Source organism: Leptothrix sp. (in: b-proteobacteria) (assembly GCF_965250675.1).
Classification (GTDB): Bacteria; Pseudomonadota; Gammaproteobacteria; order Burkholderiales; family Burkholderiaceae_C; genus Sphaerotilus.
Window position 1 is genome coordinate 1 of sequence record NZ_CBDFPH010000007.1, and the last position, 17,402, is coordinate 17,402.

Sequence of the window (17,402 nt, forward strand, 5' to 3'; positions counted from 1 at the left end):
GAAGCCCTCGTCAAAGCCTGCGCCGCCGCCCATCAGGCCGCCGACCGCCCGGCCGATGTTGCCGACCAGGCTGCCCAGGAAGGCGTCCTCGTCGTAGCCATCGCCCTGGCTGTCGTCGAAGCCGTCATCGAAGCCTTCGTTGTCGTAGGCGTCAGCGGAAGAACGCGACGCCGGGCCTTCGGCCATCAGGTCGCTCATCAAGTCATTGGCGAAGCTGTCCATGTCGGAACTCCTCGGTTGCAGGGCCAGGGCGGCCGGTTCAGCGTTGACGGATCACGACCTCGACCGGGCCACGGAACCGCATCACGCGGGTGGCACCAGGGGCGGATGAGGACGGGAGCTGCAGGCGCGCAGCCGCACAGCGGGCGCAGGGCGCCGGGCCGCCTCGGCGGACGGCAGAAGGGAGCGGACCCGCCGTGCCCAGCGGGGGCGCCACGCCCCGGCCCATCGGCGTGGCCAGCCGGCGCACCACCGGCGCCTGTGCGGCGACCTGACGCGCCGCGCGCGGCAGACCCGTCACCACGCGCTGCGCCGCCTGACGCGGCCCGCGCGCGGTGCGGCGGGCGGTCTGTCCGGCCCGCGCAGCCATGCGGCCCAAGGCGCGGGCGCCCTGCGGGCCATGGCGGCCCACCAGCGTGCGCGCGGCGGTGGCCACGCCCCGCACCAGCGCTTGGCGGGCGGCCTGGCCCAAGCCAGCCACGCTGCGCTGGCCCAGCCCGCGCGCCAGTCCGCGCGCGGCCAGGCCGACGATGGCCGGCAAGGCCTCGTCAACGCCGTCGTATTCGTAGAGATCGGCCAGCTGGTCGAAGGCATCGAACTCGTCGAAGCCCTGCCCCATCAACTGGCCCAGCAAGCCCATGATGCCGGCGCCGGGCTGGCCACCTGCACCGGCAGCCCCCAGGTTCTGCGCCCACTGGTTGGCCGATTGCAGGCCGCCTGCGACCTGCCCGACCCGCTGCGCCGCCTGCCCGACGCCACCCGCAATGCGGCCGGCCGTGCCCAGGCGTTGCGCCCATTGCTGCGAACCCAGCATCTGCGCCATACGCGCCGCAGCATTGCTGACCTGCCCGACGCCCGACGCAGCCTGACCGACCGCCCGGGCCACCGGCTGCACCTGCCGGGCCACGCGTGCGGCGGGGCCGAGCACACGGCCGGCCACCCGTGCCGCGCTGGAGAGGCCACCGATCAGCCGGCCGAGGAATTCGTCCTCATCGCCGGCGTCCAGCGCATCGGCCACATCGGCCTCGAAGGCCTGCCAGAGTTCGCCGTCGAAGCCGTCACCGGCCTCTGCCGCGTCAGCCTGGAAACCATCGCCCTCGAAGCTGTCGCCGTCGAAGCCGTCTTCGTCGAGCGAGTCGGCATCGGCACTGGCGTCGAAGCCGTCACCATCGAAGCCTTCTTCGAAGCCCTCGCCCGCAAATTCATCGGCGCCGAGGGCATCCTCATCGAAGGCCGATTCGTCCAGCGCATCCCTCGTCGCAGCTTGGTCCATCGTCTGCTCCTTGTGGCACCCGACGGGGCACCATGAAACGATGGACTGACTCTAGGCCGGCGATGCGCGCGGCGCCATTGCGAAATCGGGGATGCCCGGGCCGGCCTGCTCAGGCGCGGTGACGGGTTCGGGTACTCACGAATGAGCAGGTGAGAGCAGCTGAATCAGCGCGGGTGCAGCGCCGACGACTGGGTCATGTCGTCGTCATTGAAGCCAAGTTCGTTCATGGCCAGAAAGCGCGACGAGTATTCGCCGATGCCGCCGTCCTTGTTACGCACCTTCCAGCCCGCATCGCGGTAATGCTGCGCCACCATCTTGTTGATGACCAGGCCGCTGATGAGCAGCGACATGCCCAGCGACATCAGCGCGACGATGAACGAGCCGATCATCGGCATCGTCCAGGCATGGCGCCAGGCGCGCAGGTGCGCGGCCACGATCAGGCCCAGCACCCAGAGCTGAGGCAGCGGCTCGCCGCTCATCAGGCTGTAGAACTGCAGGCCGACCGCCATCAGACCGGCCAGCATCTGCAGGTGGTCGATGCCGATGCGGATGTCGGTGCTGCTGTAGGTGCGCGGGTTCAGGAAAGTGAGGTGTCTGTTCATGCTGTCTCTCTTCGAAAACGGTCAAGGGAGATACCTTGAGCGCACTGGAGTTTTCGGCCGGAACGGCCGGAACTTGAGAGATCGACGCGAAAAATCAGCCCGCCGTCAGCGCCGCAGCCCGGCGATGCGTGCCGAACAGGGCGAGCAACTCGTTGCCCGCCAGCGCGCCCAGCACCAGGGCGCCGCCGCCCAGCACGGCGGGCGTGGGCGACTCGTCGGAGCCGAGCCAGGTCCAGGTCACGCCGAACAGGATTTCGAGCAGGCCGAGCAGCGCGGCCTCCGGCGCCTTGAGCACCTGGCCGACGGCCACCGCCAGCAGGCACGGAATGGCCAGCTGCACGGCGCCCAGCATCGACAGCAGGCCGATATCACGCGGCGTAGCGGCAAAAGGCCAGGCCAGCGGCAGCGTCAGGACCGCAGAAATCACCGCGCCGATCAGCACGGCCGGCGCCATGTCGGCGCGGTCGTCGGCGTGCTGATGCGCGTTGTGGTGGGCCAGCGCCCACATCACGGCGCCGCCGATGGGCACCGTCAGCGCCACGAGCGAGCCGACCAGCGGCGCGCCCTCGCCGCTCAGCTGCGAGCCGAACATCCAGGCAATGCCGACCCCAGCCAGCGAAATGGCGGCCCAGGTGCGGCGCGGCAGGTGCTGACCGAGCAGGAAACGGGTGATGAGCGCAGTGAACATCGGCCCGAGCGCCATCGTGATCAGCACGTTGGCGACGGTGGTGAGCGTCAGCGCCATCATGAAGGCGGTGAACATGACTGCCCAGCACAGGCCGGACCACCACATCAGCGCGCCCCCCTCCCGGAGGGCCCGCCACAGCACGCGCGGACTGCCGCGCTGCCAGCAAAGAATCGCGCCCAGGGCCACCGCGCAGGCGGCGCTGCGCCAGAAGGTGACCTCGAACGACTGCGCCGCCTGCAGGTGGCGCGACACCACGCCGGCGATGCTCCACAGCAGCGTGACTGCCAGCATCAGCAGCAGCCCGCGGCGGTGGGTCATGACCGGCATGGCGTTTTTTAGCGGCCGTTGCGCTTGCGCTCGTTTTCCGTCAGGAAACGCTTGCGCAGGCGAACCGACTTGGGCGTGATCTCGACCAGCTCGTCGTCGTCGATGAACTCGACGCCGTATTCCAGCGTCAGATCGATCGGCGGCGTCACCTTGATCGCGTCTTCCTTGCCGCTGACGCGGAAGTTGGTCAGCTGCTTGGTGCGGGTGGCGTTGACGATCAGGTCGTTGTCGCGGCTGTGGATGCCGACGATCATGCCTTCGTACACCGGGTCGTTCGGCTTGACGAACATGCGGCCGCGGTCATCGAGCTTGCCCAGCGCGTAGGTGAAGATTTCACCCGCATCCATCGAGATCAGCACGCCGTTCTTGCGACCGGCGATCTCGCCCTTGTGCGGCTCGTAGCCGTCGAAGATGTTGCTGATCAGGCCCGAACCGCGCGTCAGGTTCATGAACTCGTTGGCGAAGCCGATCAGGCCACGCGCCGGAATACGGTACTCAAGACGCACGCGGCCACGGCCGTCCGGCTCCATGTTGACCAGTTCGCCCTTGCGCTCGCCCAGGGCTTGCATCACGCCACCCTGGTGGGTTTCCTCGACGTCGGCGGTGACCAGCTCGATCGGCTCGCACTTCTCGCCGTTGATGTCCTGGAACACCACGCGCGGCTTCGACACGGCCAGCTCGTAGCCTTCGCGGCGCATGTTCTCGATCAGGATGGTCAGGTGCAATTCACCGCGGCCCATCACTTCGAAGATGCCGTCTTCGCTGGTTTCCGAGACGCGCAGCGCCACGTTCGATTGCAGTTCCTTCTGCAGGCGGTCCCAGATCTGGCGGCTGGTGACGTACTTGCCTTCGCGACCGGCCAGCGGGCTGGTGTTGACGCAGAAGTTCATCGTCAGCGTCGGCTCGTCGACCTTGAGCATCGGCAGCGGCTGCGGGTTGACCGGGTCGGTCACGGTCACGCCGATGCCCAGCGATTCGATGCCGTTGATCAGCACGATGTCGCCCGGGCCGGCTTCGGTCACCTGCACACGGTCCAGGCCCTGGAAGGTCAGCACCTGGTTGATGCGGCCGGTGATGGTCTTGCCATCCGTGCCTTCCATCACCGCCACGTTCATGCCGGGCTTGATGGTGCCCTGGCTGATGCGGCCCACGCCGATGCGGCCGACGAAGGTCGAGTAGTCCAGCGCCGAGACCTGCAGCTGCAGAGGGGCGGTGGCATCACCACTTTGCGCCGGCACGTGCTTGAGCACGGTGTTGAACAGGGCCGACATGTCGGGGCCCCACTGCTCGCCGGGCGCACCCTCTTCGAGCGAGGTCCAGCCGTTGATGCCCGAGGCGTAGACCACGGGGAAGTCGAGCTGCTCGTCGGTCGCGCCGAGCTTGTCAAACAGGTCGAAGGCAGCGTTGACGACGAAGTCGGGCTTGGCGCCGGGCTTGTCGACCTTGTTGACCACCACGATCGGCTTCAGACCCAGGGCGAGCGCCTTCTTGGTCACGAAGCGGGTCTGCGGCATCGGGCCTTCCTGGGCGTCGATCAGCAGCACCACGCCGTCGACCATCGACAGTGCGCGCTCGACTTCACCGCCGAAGTCGGCGTGTCCGGGGGTGTCGACGATGTTGATGTGCGTGCCTTCCCAGCTGACCGCGCAGTTCTTGGCCAGGATGGTGATGCCACGCTCACGTTCGATGGCGTTGCTGTCCATCACGGTGTCGACGACCTTCTCGTGCTCGGCGAAGGTGCCGCTCTGGCGCAGGAGCTGGTCGACCATCGTGGTCTTGCCATGGTCGACGTGGGCGATGATGGCGATGTTGCGGATTTGCTTGGTCATGGGTTGGGGGTCGGCAGCGCTGCAACGGGCAGCAGTGCCTGAACTTCTAAGGGACTCAGGAGCCGGTCGGCGATCAGCTCGCCGGCGGTGATGTGGGCACTGCCCAGAAAGGCAGACCCGTCGGGACCGTAGACACGCACGTCCGCTGCATCGGGTAAATCGATGCGGCGGCGCATGCCACAGAGAAATCGGCTGGCGTCCTCGGCACCCAGCTCGACGCGCGGCCATTCCGCCAGAAGGCGGTCGGGCGAGGCCAGCAGCGCATCGCGCTCGGCCTCGCTCATGGCCTGCAGGGCTTCGAGCGTGACGGCCGAGACCACGTTCAAAGGACCACTGGCAATGCGGCGCAAGGCCGCCAAGTGCGCACCACACCCGAGTGCGCGGCCGATGTCCTCGGCCAGGCTGCGGATGTAGGTGCCCTTGCTGCTGCACACCTCGATCACCAGGCATTCCGGGGCGTGAGCCTGCCAGTCGATGATGTCGAGACGATGAATCGTGATCCGGCGTGTCGGGCGTTCGATTTCGACGCCGGCACGCGCATATTCGTAAAGCGCCTTGCCCTGGTGCTTGAGGGCCGAGTGCATCGGCGGCATCTGCTCGATCGCACCCAGGAAGCGGGCGCACGCGGCCTCGATGGCGGCGCGATCGCACTGCACCGGGCGCTCTTCCAGAACTTCGCCTTCGCGGTCGCCGCCCACGCGGGTCTGGCCGAGTTGCAGCGTGGCGAGATAGGTCTTGTCAGAGTCGAGGCTGACCTGCGAGAACTTGGTTGCCGCGCCAAAGCACAGCGGCAGCAGGCCGGTGGCGAGCGGGTCGAGCGTGCCGGTGTGGCCGGCCTTCTCGGCGCGCAGGATGCCCTTGGCCTTCTGCAGCGCGTCGTTGCTGGTCCAGCCCAGCGGCTTGTCGAGCAGCAGCACGCCGTGCACCGGCCGGCGCTGCACGCGCGGGCGCAGCGGCTTGTCAGCCTTGGCCCGGCTTGACGCCGGCGCGCGCACGTCCACCGCGGCCGCAGAGGCGGCGCGGTCGGCGTCGGGCGTGTCGGTCATCAGGCTCATGGCTTGGCGGATGCGTCGGGGCGTATCAGTCTTCGAGCGCGCGGGTCGAGTTGGCCTTGGTGATCAAGGCGCTCAGGTCGGCAGCACGCTCGGTGGTGCGGTCGAAGTGGAAATGCAGCGTCGGCACGGTGTGGATCTGCAGGCGCTTGAACAGGCCGTTGCGGATGAAGCCGGCCGCCTCGTTGAGCGCCGCCTGCGTCTCGGTGTAGTCACCGATCAGCAGCGAGAAATAGACCTGCGCGTGGGCGTAGTCGGGCGTGACCTCGACCGAATTGATCGTGACCATGCCGATGCGCGGATCCTTGAGGTCGCGGATCAGCTCAGCCACGTCGCGCTGGATCTGGTCCGCGACGCGGTAGCTGCGGTTGGGGGTCGATGATTTCTTGTGTCGCATCGCATTCCTTCAAACGAGGAGCCCCGCCGAAGCGGGGCTTTTGAAGCGCATTGATCAAGCCGCATGCGCGGATCCGGCTCTGCCGGTCCACTGCATGAGCCCCCGCGGGGGGCAGCGACCAGCGGGAGCGTGGGGGCTCACAATGTCCGGGCCACTTCCTTGATCTCGAAGAACTCCAGCTGATCGTTCTCAGCAATGTCGGTGTAGTTCTTGAGCTTGATACCGCACTCGAAGCCTTCCTTGACTTCCTTCACATCGTCCTTCAAGCGGCGGATCGAATCGACTTCGCCGGTGTAGATGACGATGTTCTGGCGCAGCAGGCGGAACTTGCAGTTGCGACGCACCAGGCCCGAGGTGACCATCGAGCCGGCAATCGTGCCGATCTTGGTTGCCACGAACACCGTGCGGATCTCGGCGGTACCGAGGATCTCTTCGCGCTGCTCCGGCGCCAGCATGCCCGACATCGCCGACTTGATCTCGTCGACCGCGTCGTAAATGATGTTGTAGTAGCGCAGGTCGACCCCGTTGCCATCGGCCAGCTTGCGCGCCAGAGCGTCGGCCCGGACGTTGAAGCCGATGATGACGGCCTTCGAGGCCAGCGCCAGGTTGACGTCGGACTCGCTGATGCCACCCACGGCCGCGTGGACGATCTGGACCTTGACCTCTTCGGTCGACAGCTTGAGCAGCGAGGTGGCCAGGGCCTCCTGCGAGCCTTGCACGTCGGCCTTGATGATCAGTGCCAGCGTCTGCGCTGCGCCCTGGCCCATGTTCTCGAACATGTTCTCGAGCTTGGCGGCCTGACGCTTGTTCAGGTTGACTTCGCGGTACTTGCCTTGGCGGAAGGTGGCGATTTCACGCGCCCGACGCTCGTCGGACAGGACCATGAACTCGTCGCCTGCAGCCGGCACTTCGGTCAGGCCCTGGATTTCGACCGGAATCGAAGGACCGGCTTCGGTGGCCGACTTGCCGTTCTCGTCAAGCATGGCGCGCACGCGGCCATAGCTCTGACCTGCCAGCACGATGTCGCCACGCTTGAGCGTGCCCGACTGCACCAGCACCGTCGCGACCGGGCCGCGGCCCTTGTCGAGGCGGGCTTCGATCACGAGACCCTTGGCTAGCGCTTCCTGCGGTGCGTTCAACTCGAGCACTTCGGCTTGCAGCAGCAGTTGCTCCAGCAACGCGTCGATGCCTGCGCCGGTCTTGGCCGACACCTGGCAGAACGGCGACTCGCCGCCGAACTCTTCCGGCACGACGCCTTCAGCGACCAGTTCGCTGCGCACGCGCTCCAGGTTGGCGCCCGGCTTGTCGATCTTGTTGATCGCCACGACGATGGGCACGCCCGCCGCCTTGGCATGGTGAATGGCTTCCTTGGTCTGCGGCATGACGCCGTCGTCAGCAGCCACCACCAGGATGACGATGTCGGTGGCCTTGGCACCGCGTGCTCGCATGGCCGTGAAGGCCTCGTGACCCGGGGTGTCGAGGAAGGTGATCACGCCACGTTCGGTCTCGACATGATAGGCGCCGATGTGCTGCGTGATGCCGCCGGCTTCGCCCGCCGCCACGCGGGTGGTGCGGATGTAGTCCAGCAGCGAGGTCTTGCCGTGGTCGACGTGACCCATGACGGTGACCACCGGCGGACGCGGCAGCGAAGCGCCTGCGGCAGCCAGGTTTTCTTCCTCAAGGAAGGCATCCGGATCGTCGAGCTTGGCGGCAAAGGCCTTGTGGCCCATTTCCTCGACCAGGATCATGGCCGTCTCTTGGTCGAGCTGCTGGTTGATCGTGACCATCTGGCCCAGACGCATCAGCTGCTTGATGACCTCGGAGGCCTTGACCGACATCTTGTGGGCCAGATCGGCCACCGAGATGGTCTCGGGCACGTGAACCTCATGCACCTGCGCATCGACGGCCGACGCAAAGTTGTTCGCGTTGTCGTTGCGCTGGTCGCCACGGCGGCCACCCCGGCCGGCCGGCGCACCACGCCAGGCACCACCGCGGTTGTCCGGCGCACGGCCCTTGTTGGCCGGCGTAGCTGCAGCGCGCTTCTTGGCGTCATCCGCCCAGCTCGACGACAGCTTCTCGGACTTGACTGATTTCTTGTCGCCCGGCTTGGCCGCACCAGCGGCGGCGGCAGGTGCCGCGCCTGGAGCGCCCTTGGGCTTGTGGATGGTGCCCTTGATGCCGTCCTTGCCCACAGCGGCTTCAGCCGGCTTGGGTTCTTCGGGCTTCTTGGCCACCATGACCTTCTTGGGCGCGGCCATCATGGCGCGAATCGCAGCAGCTTCGGCCTCGGCGGCCTTGCGGCGACGCTCCAGATCGACTTGCTTCTGTGCTTCACCGGCGACGATGTCAGCCGCCTTCACCACGCGGATGCCCGAGGGCGCTGCGGTCTTGGCAGCAGGCGCGGGCGGCGGCGGGGGTGCAGCAGCCGCAGCACGGGCACTCGACTTGGCAGCCGAAGCCGTGGTCTTGGCCTTCTTGGCAGCATCAGCAGCAACAGCAGCCTGTTCAGCGGCCACGCGCGCGGCCACTTCGGCCGCGGCACGGGCGGCAGCAGCTTCACGCTGGGCGCGTTCACGTGCTTCACGGTCGGCGCGTTCCTGCTCTTCAGCAGCGCGGCGGCGCTCGGCGGCTTCAGCTTCTTGCTGTCGCAGGGCTTCGGCCTCTTGCATGGCGGCTTCTTCGCGGCGTTGCAGTTCGGCTTCCTCGGCGGCGAGCTGAGCCTCATCCGGCGCAGGCGCACCGGGCGCGTCATCGCGGCGGACGAAGGTGCGTTTCTTGCGCACTTCCACCTGGATCGTGCGGGCCTTGCCGGAGGCATCAGCCTGCTTGATCTCGCTGGTGGACTTCTTGGTCAGCGTGATCTTCTTGCGATCTGCGGCGTCACCGCCATGCGAGATGCGCAGGAAAGTCAGCAGCTTTTCCTTGTCGGCGTCGGTGAGAGGGTCTGCCACAGACGCCTTGCTCACACCCGCGTGTTGAAGTTGCTCGAGCAGTGCCGAGGCCGGGCGATTGAGCTCGGCGGCGAACTGGGCAACGGTGGTCACAGCCATGTCGTAAATTCCTTGGGACGTGCGTGCACTAGGGTGTCTAGCTAGAGCGTCTATGGTGGCGTTCAGGTCGCGGCTCAGGCGGTAAACCAGTGCTCGCGGGCCTTGATGATCAGGGCCTTGGCCGCAGCCTCGTCCATCTGGGTCATCTCGGTCAACTCGTCGACGGCCAGATCGGCCAGGTCGTCACGGGTATGAATGCCACCGTCAGCCAACTTGGCGATCAGTTCGTGGGTCAGGCCTTCGAGGTCGCGCAGATCCTGCGATACCTCGTCGACCTTCTCTTCCTGAACGATCTCCATGGTCAAGAGCACATCCTTGGCACGGGTACGCAACTCCTGGATGGTTTCTTCGTCGAAGGACTCGATCTCCAGCAACTCCGACATGGGCACGTAGGCCACTTCTTCGAGACTGGTGAAACCTTCGGCGATCAGGATGTCGGCCACCTCGACGTCGACGTCGAGCTTGTCGACGAAGAGCTTGCGGATGCCGTCAGATTCCTGAGCCTGTTTGACCGCCGATTCCTCGGCGCTCATGATGTTGATGCGCCAGCCGGTCAGCTCGGAAGCGAGCCGCACGTTCTGGCCGCCTCGGCCGATGGCGATGGCGAGGTTTTCCTCGTCCACCACCACGTCCATGGCGTGTTTCTCTTCATCGACAACGATGGATTGCACGTTGGCCGGCGCCAGCGCACCGATCACGAACTGTGCCGGGTCTTCCGACCACAGCACGATGTCGACGCGCTCGCCAGCCAGCTCGGTCGTCACGCCGTTGACGCGCGAACCCCGCACGCCGACGCAGGTGCCAATCGGATCGACCCGGCGGTCATGCGACAGCACGGCGATCTTGGCACGGGAGCCGGCGTCACGCGCGCAGCTCTTGATCTCCAGCAGGCCCTGCTCGATCTCGGGCACTTCCTGGCGGAAGAGTTCGATCATGAAGGACGGCGCCGAGCGCGACAGCACGATCTGCGGACCGCGCAGCGTGGGGTCGACCTCGACGATCATCGCCCGCACGCGGTCGCCGGTCCGGAGGTTTTCCTTCGGGATCAGCTCGCTGCGACGCAGGCGGCCTTCGACGCGGCCGCTCTCGACCACCAGGTCACCCTTGTCGAGACGCTTGATCGTGCCGACGAAGATCTTCTCGCCGCGCGACATGAAGTCGTTGAGCAGCTGCTCGCGCTCGGCGTCACGGATTTTCTGCAGGATGACTTGCTTGGCTGCTTGCGCACCAATGCGACCGATGGGCACGGATTCGACCGATTCCTCAAGGTAGTCGTCCACCTCGATGTCGTCGATCTGCTCTTTGGCCTCGAAGTGCAGGATCTCGGCTTCGGGCAGTTGCAGGCCGGCTTCATCCGGCACAACGTGCCAGCGACGGAAAGTCTCGTAGACGCCCGTGTCACGGTCGATGGCGACGCGGATATCCACTTCGCCTTCATAGAGCTTCTTGGTGGCTGACGCCAAAGCCAATTCCACTGCGCCAAACACCACTTCGCGATCGACATTCTTCTCGCGCGAAATCGCATCCACCAGCATCAACAATTCGCGATTCATTCTTCGTGACCTCCGGATTCCTGGCCGCCGTCATCCGACTTCTGGGCCGCACGGCGCTTGCGCCCCTTGAAGTCCACCACGGGCACCAGGCGCGCCTCGCGGACCTCGTCGAGCACAAAACCCAACACCTTGTCTTCCTTGCCGTCGGTGAAGACCAGCTCGAAACCTGCATCGATCGCATCCGCTGCGGGGGCGACATCACCCAGCAAACGCAACACGCCTCGATAATTCTTGCGGCCCTGGAACGGCAGCTTGAGCGTCACGTCGATCTCTTCGCCCGCAAAACGGACAAAGTGCTCGACGCGCTTGAGAGGCCGATCCAGCCCCGGCGAGGACACCTCGAGCCGGGCGTAATCAAAGGCCTCCACCTCCAGCACGTGCCGGAGCTGGCGCGTGACCTGCTCACAGTCTTCGACGAGCACGAAGTCCGCCTCACCGGTGATATAGGTCTGGCCCGGCACGCGGTCGATGTAGACACGAAGCAGACCTCCGCCAGTGCGCTCGCAGTCCACGAGCTCATAGCCCAATCCAGTCACAGTCTTTTCAACGGCTTGCTGCCAACTCATCTATATCAACCAATGTCCCGTGTTCAACACATTCAAGACGCCACCCGACGGGCAGCACAAACACCAACGGCAGCCCGAAGCCGCATTCAGGACCAAAGCAGTGCCTTGTGCCCCATGCCAGCCGGCTGCCGCATCATCTGACCCCGCCCGACAGTTGCCTGTCCAACAGCGCCACCACCCAATCACATTTGCCAAGCATTTTGTAACTTGACGCCTGCAACCGGCTGCGCGCAAAAAAATGGGCTGGATATTTCCGCCCATCGACAAACACTTTGTGGGTGCTTGCCACTGTTTTGCACGTTTCAGCGTTTCTTGCAAAACCGTGATGATAGCCGAGCCAGCACCTGGGGGCAACCCGGACCCGAATGAGCTTGCCGGGCGTGACACAATCCCATATCGATTTTGTATGGAGAACTCATGGGCTTTCTCGCTGGCAAACGCCTTCTGATCACCGGGCTTCTGTCCAACCGTTCCATCGCCTATGGCATTGCACGCGCCTGCCACCGTGAAGGCGCAGAGCTGGCTTTCAGCTACGTGGGTGAGCGCTTCAAGGAGCGCACCAGCGATTTCGCCCGCGAATTCGACTCCGAACTGATTTTTGATTGCGACGTCGGTGACGACGCACAGATCGAGCGCCTGTTCACCGAGCTGAACGCACACTGGGCCACGGGTTTCGACGGCTTCGTCCACTCGATCGGTTTTGCTCCGCGCGAGGCGATTGCCGGCGATTTCCTCGACGGCCTCAGCCGCGAAGCCTTCCGCATCGCGCACGACATCTCGTCCTACAGCTTCCCGGCCATGGCCAAGGCCGCACGCCCCTACCTGCGTGAGCGCGCTGCGCTGCTGACGCTGACCTATCTGGGCTCGATGCGCACCGTGCCGGCCTACAACACCATGGGCCTGGCCAAGGCGTCGCTGGAAGCCAGCGTGCGCTACACGGCGGCCAGCCTCGGCCCCAAGGGCATCCGGGTCAACGGCATTTCGGCCGGTCCGATCAAGACGCTGGCAGCTTCGGGCATCAAGGGCTTCGGCAAGATTCTTGATGTGGTCGAGCAGAACGCGCCGCTGCGCCGCAACGTCACGATCGATGATGTCGGCAACGTCGCCGCCTTCATGATGTCGGACCTGGCTGCCGGCGTGACGTCGGAGATCACCTATGTGGACGCCGGCTTCAGCCAGGTGATGAGCGGTCTGACCGAACTCGGCTGATCTGACAAGACCACCCGCCCCTCGACATGCGCACGCTGCTGGCCGAAGACGACCCGATCCTGGCGGATGCGCTGACGGCCAATCTGCAGGCCGCCGGCTTCGAGGTCGAGGTGGCCGACAACGGCGCGGTGGCCGAATACCTGCTGACCAAGCACCCGTTCGAGGTCGGCATCATCGACCTTGGCCTGCCGATGGTCGACGGGCTGACCGTGGTGCAGCGGGTGCGCAAGATCAAGCCCGGCCTGCCGCTGCTGATCCTGACCGCGCTTGACGGCCTGGAAAACCGCGTCGCCGGCCTCAATGCCGGTGCAGACGACTACCTGACCAAGCCGTTCGACTTTCCCGAACTCGAAGCGCGCATCCGCGCCGTGCTGCGCCGCAGCCAAGCCGCCAGCGGTGCCAGCACCTCGGTGCCTGACGCCGGGGGCGAGGCCGACGGCGCCACCACCGTCGCGCACCTGCAGTTCGACCGTGATGCGCGCCGCGCCACCGTGGCCGGCCAGGTGATCGACCTGTCGCCGCGCGAATGGCTGCTGCTCGACCTGCTGCTGAGCCAGCGCCGCAAGGTCATCACCAAGGAACAGATCGCGCAAGCGTGGTCGACCGACGTGTCCGAGAGCGGCGGCCCCAGCTCGCTGGAGGTCTACATCCACCGCCTGCGCCGCAAGCTCGAAGGCTCGGGCGTGGGCATCCGCACCGTGCGCGGCCTGGGTTACCTGCTCGAAACCCAGGACTGACCCACCCCGAAAACATGGGCACACTCGCGGCCCATGACCGCTGCGCCTTCCCGACTGTTGAAACGCCTGCTGCACCGCGTGCCCGTGGTGTCGCCCGGCAGCCGCTCGCTGCGCCGTCACCTGCTGGTGTGGCTGCTGCTGCCGCAACTGGTGCTGTGGCTGGGCGCGGCGGCTGTGACCTACAACGTCGCGGAGCGCTACGCCAGCCTGGCCAATGACCGCAGCCTGTATCTGTCAACCCGCGCGCTCGCGCGCCAGGTCAAGCCGGTGGGCGGCGGGTTGTATGTGGACTTTCCGCGCGCGGCCAAGGACATCATCGAAGCCGACCCGGACGACCAGGTCTATTACATGGTCAGCTCGCCGCCGGGCGCCTTCATCCTCGGCAACCACAAGCTGCCTCCGCCGCCCGATGACATCGCGCTGCTGCAGGATGCACCCGCCTTCTACGACGGTCAGGTGAACACCGACAAGGGCGCCATCGCCGTGCGCGTGGCCGCCGTCGAACTCGACTGGGGCGAGCCCGAACGACCGCAGAAGCTGCGGGTGCAGGTCGCCAAGAGCCGCGTCAGCCGCGAAGCGCTGGCGCCGCGCATCCTGGCCGACACCGTGCTGCCGCTGTCGGGCCTGGTGCTGGCCATGTCGCTGCTGGTCTGGAGCGGCATCCGCACCGGACTGGCGCCGCTGGCGCGCCTGCGCGAGGCCGTCAGTGGCCGGGCGGCCAACGACCTGGCACCGATCGAGCTGCAGTCCGCGCCCGAGGAGGTCCGTGACCTGGCCGCCGCGCTCAACCACCTGCTCGCCACCGTCAACGACAGCGTGGTGCAGCAGCGCCGCTTCATCAGCGATGCAGCCCACCAGCTGCGCACGCCGCTGGCCGGCCTGAAAGGCCAGACCGAACTCGCGCTCAAGGAAAACAGCGACCCCGCACTGCGCGCACGGCTGGAACGCGTGCACGAAAGCGCCACCCGCAGCGCCCACCTCGTCACCCAGCTGCTGACGCTGGCCCGCGCCGAGCCCGAGTCGGTGGCCGCGCTCGGCCGCAGCCGCTTCGACCTGCGCCGCCTGGTGCACGACTTGACCGCCGAGCTGGTGCCGCGCGCGCTGAGTGCCGGCATCGACCTGGGGCTGGACGAGGCCAGCGAGGTCGACGCCAGTCCGGTGCCGATCGAAGGCAACGCACTGCTGATCCGCGAGGCCCTGGCCAACGTGATCGACAACGCCATCCGCTACGCCGGCCGGGGCGCCGAGGTCACGGTGCGGGTACTGACCCCCGGTAATCAAGCCGTGATCGAGGTCGACGACAGCGGTCCCGGCATTCCCGGCGCGCAGCACGCACAGGTGTTCGACCGGTTCTTTCGCGGCACGACGCAAGGCAGCGGCTGCGGGCTGGGGCTGGCGATCGTCAAGGAAATCATCGAGCGCCACCGCGGCCAGGTCACCCTGCACGACCTGACGCCGCACGGGTTGCGGGTGCGCATCACCCTCGGGATTTCACCTAGTTTTAATTATTTAACAATTCATTAATATTCGTTCCGTCAACGGAAGGCCTTCGCGCCATCTGCACGACTCCACCCAGACCACAGGGGCACGATTGCAGTGCCCCGACCTACGGAGCAAGAATGAACACTACGTCCCACCGCGCCCTGGCGCGCACCCTGCTGGCCGCTGCGGCTGCCGTGAGCTTTGCCGGCCTGAGCCAGGCTGGCGAAGTCGAAGTGCTGCACTACTGGACCTCTGGTGGCGAGGCCAAGTCGGCTGCGGCGCTCAAGGCCCAACTCGAGAAGATGGGCGACACCTGGAAGGACTTCGCTGTGGCCGGCGGCGGTGGCGAGTCGGCCATGACCGTGCTGAAGTCGCGCGTGGTCTCGGGCAATGCTCCGGCCGCAGCCCAGATCAAGGGCCCCTCGATCCAGGAATGGGCCAAGGAAGGCGTGCTCGCCAACATCGACGACCTCGCCAAGGCCGAGAAGTGGGACAGCCTGCTGCCGCCGGTGGTCTCCGACGTCATGAAGTACAAGGGCAAGTACGTGGCCGTGCCGGTCAACGTGCACCGCGTCAACTGGCTGTGGGCCAACCCCGAGGCCCTGAAGAAGGCCGGCGCCAAGCTGCCGACCAACTGGGACGAGTTCTTCGTCGCCGCTGACAAGCTCAAGGCCGCCGGCATCATCCCGGTCGCCCACGGCGGCCAGTCGTGGCAGGACTTCACCACCTTCGAGAGCGTGGCGCTCGGCGTCGGCGGTACCGACTTCTACAAGAAGGCTTTCGTGCAGCTCGACCAGAAGTCGCTGACCAGCCCGACGATGGAAAAAATCCTGACCACCTTCAAGAAGGTCAAGACCTACACCGACAAGAACGCTCCGGGCCGTGACTGGAACCTGGCGACCGCGATGGTCATCAAGGGCGAAGCCGGCATGCAGCTGATGGGCGACTGGGCCAAGGGCGAATTCGTCGCCGCCGGCAAGGCACCGGGCAAGGACTTCCTGTGCGCCGCTGCACCGGGCACGGCCAAGGCCTTCACCTTCAACATCGACTCTTTTGCCATGTTCACGGTCAAGGGCGATGACAAGGTTCTGGCGCAGAAGCACCTCGCTTCGGCCGTCATGTCGTCGGAGTTCCAGGAGACCTTCAACCTGAACAAGGGCTCGATCCCCGCTCGCCTGAACATGAGCATGGCCAAGTTCGACGACTGCGCCAAGCTCTCGAGCAACGACTTTGTCTCGACCAACAAGTCCGGTGGCCTGGTGCCGTCGTTCGCCCACGGCATGGCGATTTCGTCGGCTGCGCAAGGCGCGATCCAGGACGCCGTCAGCCAGTTCTGGAACGACGACAAGATGAGCGCCAAGGACGCGATGGCCAAGGTCGCCACCGCTGCCAAGACCAAGTAAGACCGGCTTCGGCCCAGCGGGTCGCGCCCCAACCGGGCGCGACCCGTTTTTCTTGATGGCCGGCAACCCCGCCGGCCCCACCCGATCACCACCGCCCGATCGCCGAACCGGAGTCCCCGCCATGACTCAGCCCACCGCCCGCGCGCGGCTGGACCACTGGCTGCCGCGCCTTGTGCTCGCACCCAGCTTCGTCCTGTCCTTCCTCTTCATCTACGGCCTGATCGCCTGGAACGGCTACCTGTCCGTTTCCGCCTCACGGCTGCTGCCCAACTACGAATTCGTCGGCCTGGAGCAATACCAGATCCTCTGGGAAAGCGAGCGCTGGTGGGTCGCGCTCAAGAACCTGGCCATCTTCTCCAGCCTCTTCATCTTCTTCGCCATGGCCGTGGGCCTGCTGCTGGCCGTGCTGCTGGATCAGAAGATCCGCGCCGAAGGCGTGCTGCGCACCGTCTACCTCTACCCGATGGCGCTGAGCTTCATCGTCACCGGCACCTCGTGGAAGTGGATCATGAACCCTGGCCTGGGCATCGAGCACCTGATGCACCAGTGGGGCTTCGAGAACTTCACCTTCAACTGGCTGGTCGACCCCGACATGGCGATCTACACGGTCGTGATCGCGGGCGTCTGGCAGAGCGCCGGCTTCGTGATGGCGTTGTTCCTGGCCGGCCTGCGCGGCATTGATGAATCGATCATCAAGGCCGCCCAGATCGACGGCGCCAGCCTGCCGCGCATCTACTGGCGCATCGTGATTCCGAGCCTGCGCCCGGTGTTCTTCAGCACGCTGATGGTGCTGGCCCACATCGCCATCAAGAGTTTCGACCTGGTGATGGCGCTGACTGCGGGCGGCCCGGGCTTTGCCACCGACGTGCCGGCCACCTTCATGTACACGATGGCCTTCAACCGCGGCCAGATCGGCCTGGGTGCCGCCTCGGCCACCATCATGCTGGCGACGGTCGCGGCCATCGTCGTGCCCTACCTCTACAGCGAGCTGCGCTCGCAGCGCAAGTAAGGGCGG

15 protein-coding genes are annotated in these 17,402 nt (G+C 66.1%); 5 read left to right on the plus strand and 10 right to left on the minus strand.

Translation table 11 applies throughout. From position 1 onward, the window contains the following. From AC5IG3_RS08770 to rimP, 10 genes are all read right to left on the minus strand, one after another. A partial coding sequence (locus AC5IG3_RS08770; protein WP_491905914.1) for a hypothetical protein occupies positions 1 to 222 on the minus strand: 222 nt, incomplete at its 3' end. Between the two features lie 37 nt (positions 223 to 259). After that, positions 260 to 1,492 (minus strand): hypothetical protein, encoded by a 1,233-nt coding sequence (locus AC5IG3_RS08775; protein ID WP_491905915.1) that lies wholly within the window; start codon positions 1,490 to 1,492, stop codon positions 260 to 262. Between the two features lie 164 nt (positions 1,493 to 1,656). After that, entirely contained in the window at positions 1,657 to 2,094 is a 438-nt protein-coding gene (locus AC5IG3_RS08780) for a hypothetical protein (protein ID WP_491905916.1), read from the minus strand. Between the two features lie 94 nt (positions 2,095 to 2,188). After that, positions 2,189 to 3,100, minus strand: a complete 912-nt coding sequence (locus AC5IG3_RS08785) for a DMT family transporter (protein WP_491905917.1) — start codon at positions 3,098 to 3,100, stop codon at positions 2,189 to 2,191. Positions 3,101 to 3,117: 17 nt separating this feature from the next. Continuing rightward, entirely contained in the window at positions 3,118 to 4,938 is a 1,821-nt protein-coding gene (gene typA, locus AC5IG3_RS08790; protein WP_491905918.1) for a translational GTPase TypA, read from the minus strand. After that, a complete protein-coding gene (truB, locus tag AC5IG3_RS08795; RefSeq protein WP_491905919.1) occupies positions 4,935 to 5,993 on the minus strand; it encodes a tRNA pseudouridine(55) synthase TruB in 1,059 nt (352 codons plus the stop codon). The genes typA and truB overlap by 4 nt, the downstream gene beginning before the upstream one ends. Positions 5,994 to 6,018: 25 nt before the next feature. Next, positions 6,019 to 6,387 (minus strand): 30S ribosome-binding factor RbfA, encoded by a 369-nt coding sequence (gene rbfA / locus AC5IG3_RS08800; protein WP_491905920.1) that lies wholly within the window; start codon positions 6,385 to 6,387, stop codon positions 6,019 to 6,021. Positions 6,388 to 6,524: 137 nt separating this feature from the next. Further along, entirely contained in the window at positions 6,525 to 9,437 is a 2,913-nt protein-coding gene (gene infB / locus AC5IG3_RS08805; RefSeq protein WP_491905921.1) for a translation initiation factor IF-2, read from the minus strand. 74 nt (positions 9,438 to 9,511) lie between these two features. Next, positions 9,512 to 10,990 (minus strand): transcription termination factor NusA, encoded by a 1,479-nt coding sequence (gene nusA, locus AC5IG3_RS08810; RefSeq protein ID WP_491905922.1) that lies wholly within the window; start codon positions 10,988 to 10,990, stop codon positions 9,512 to 9,514. Continuing rightward, a complete protein-coding gene (gene rimP, locus AC5IG3_RS08815) occupies positions 10,987 to 11,556 on the minus strand; it encodes a ribosome maturation factor RimP (RefSeq protein WP_491905923.1) in 570 nt (189 codons plus the stop codon). The genes nusA and rimP overlap by 4 nt, the downstream gene beginning before the upstream one ends. 417 nt (positions 11,557 to 11,973) lie before the next feature. Here rimP and fabI point away from each other — a divergent pair, with 417 nt between their 5' ends. The 5 genes from fabI (at position 11,974) to AC5IG3_RS08840 (ending at position 17,396) form a co-directional block, all read left to right on the plus strand. After that, the gene (fabI, locus tag AC5IG3_RS08820; RefSeq protein ID WP_491905924.1) at positions 11,974 to 12,765 is read left to right on the plus strand and encodes an enoyl-ACP reductase FabI; all 792 of its coding nucleotides are present in this window, start codon (positions 11,974 to 11,976) and stop codon (positions 12,763 to 12,765) included. Between the two features lie 26 nt (positions 12,766 to 12,791). Further along, positions 12,792 to 13,502 (plus strand): response regulator, encoded by a 711-nt coding sequence (locus AC5IG3_RS08825; RefSeq protein ID WP_491905925.1) that lies wholly within the window; start codon positions 12,792 to 12,794, stop codon positions 13,500 to 13,502. A 57-nt stretch (positions 13,503 to 13,559) separates the two neighbouring features. Next, positions 13,560 to 15,026 carry a sensor histidine kinase gene (locus AC5IG3_RS08830; protein WP_491905926.1) on the plus strand — a complete coding sequence of 489 codons (1,467 nt, stop codon included), beginning with the start codon at positions 13,560 to 13,562 and terminating at the stop codon, positions 15,024 to 15,026. 95 nt (positions 15,027 to 15,121) lie between these two features. After that, the gene (locus AC5IG3_RS08835) at positions 15,122 to 16,387 is read left to right on the plus strand and encodes an ABC transporter substrate-binding protein (protein ID WP_491905927.1); all 1,266 of its coding nucleotides are present in this window, start codon (positions 15,122 to 15,124) and stop codon (positions 16,385 to 16,387) included. A gap of 121 nt (positions 16,388 to 16,508) precedes the next feature. Further along, a complete protein-coding gene (locus AC5IG3_RS08840; protein WP_491905928.1) occupies positions 16,509 to 17,396 on the plus strand; it encodes a carbohydrate ABC transporter permease in 888 nt (295 codons plus the stop codon). The last annotated feature ends 6 nt before the right edge of the window (positions 17,397 to 17,402 follow it).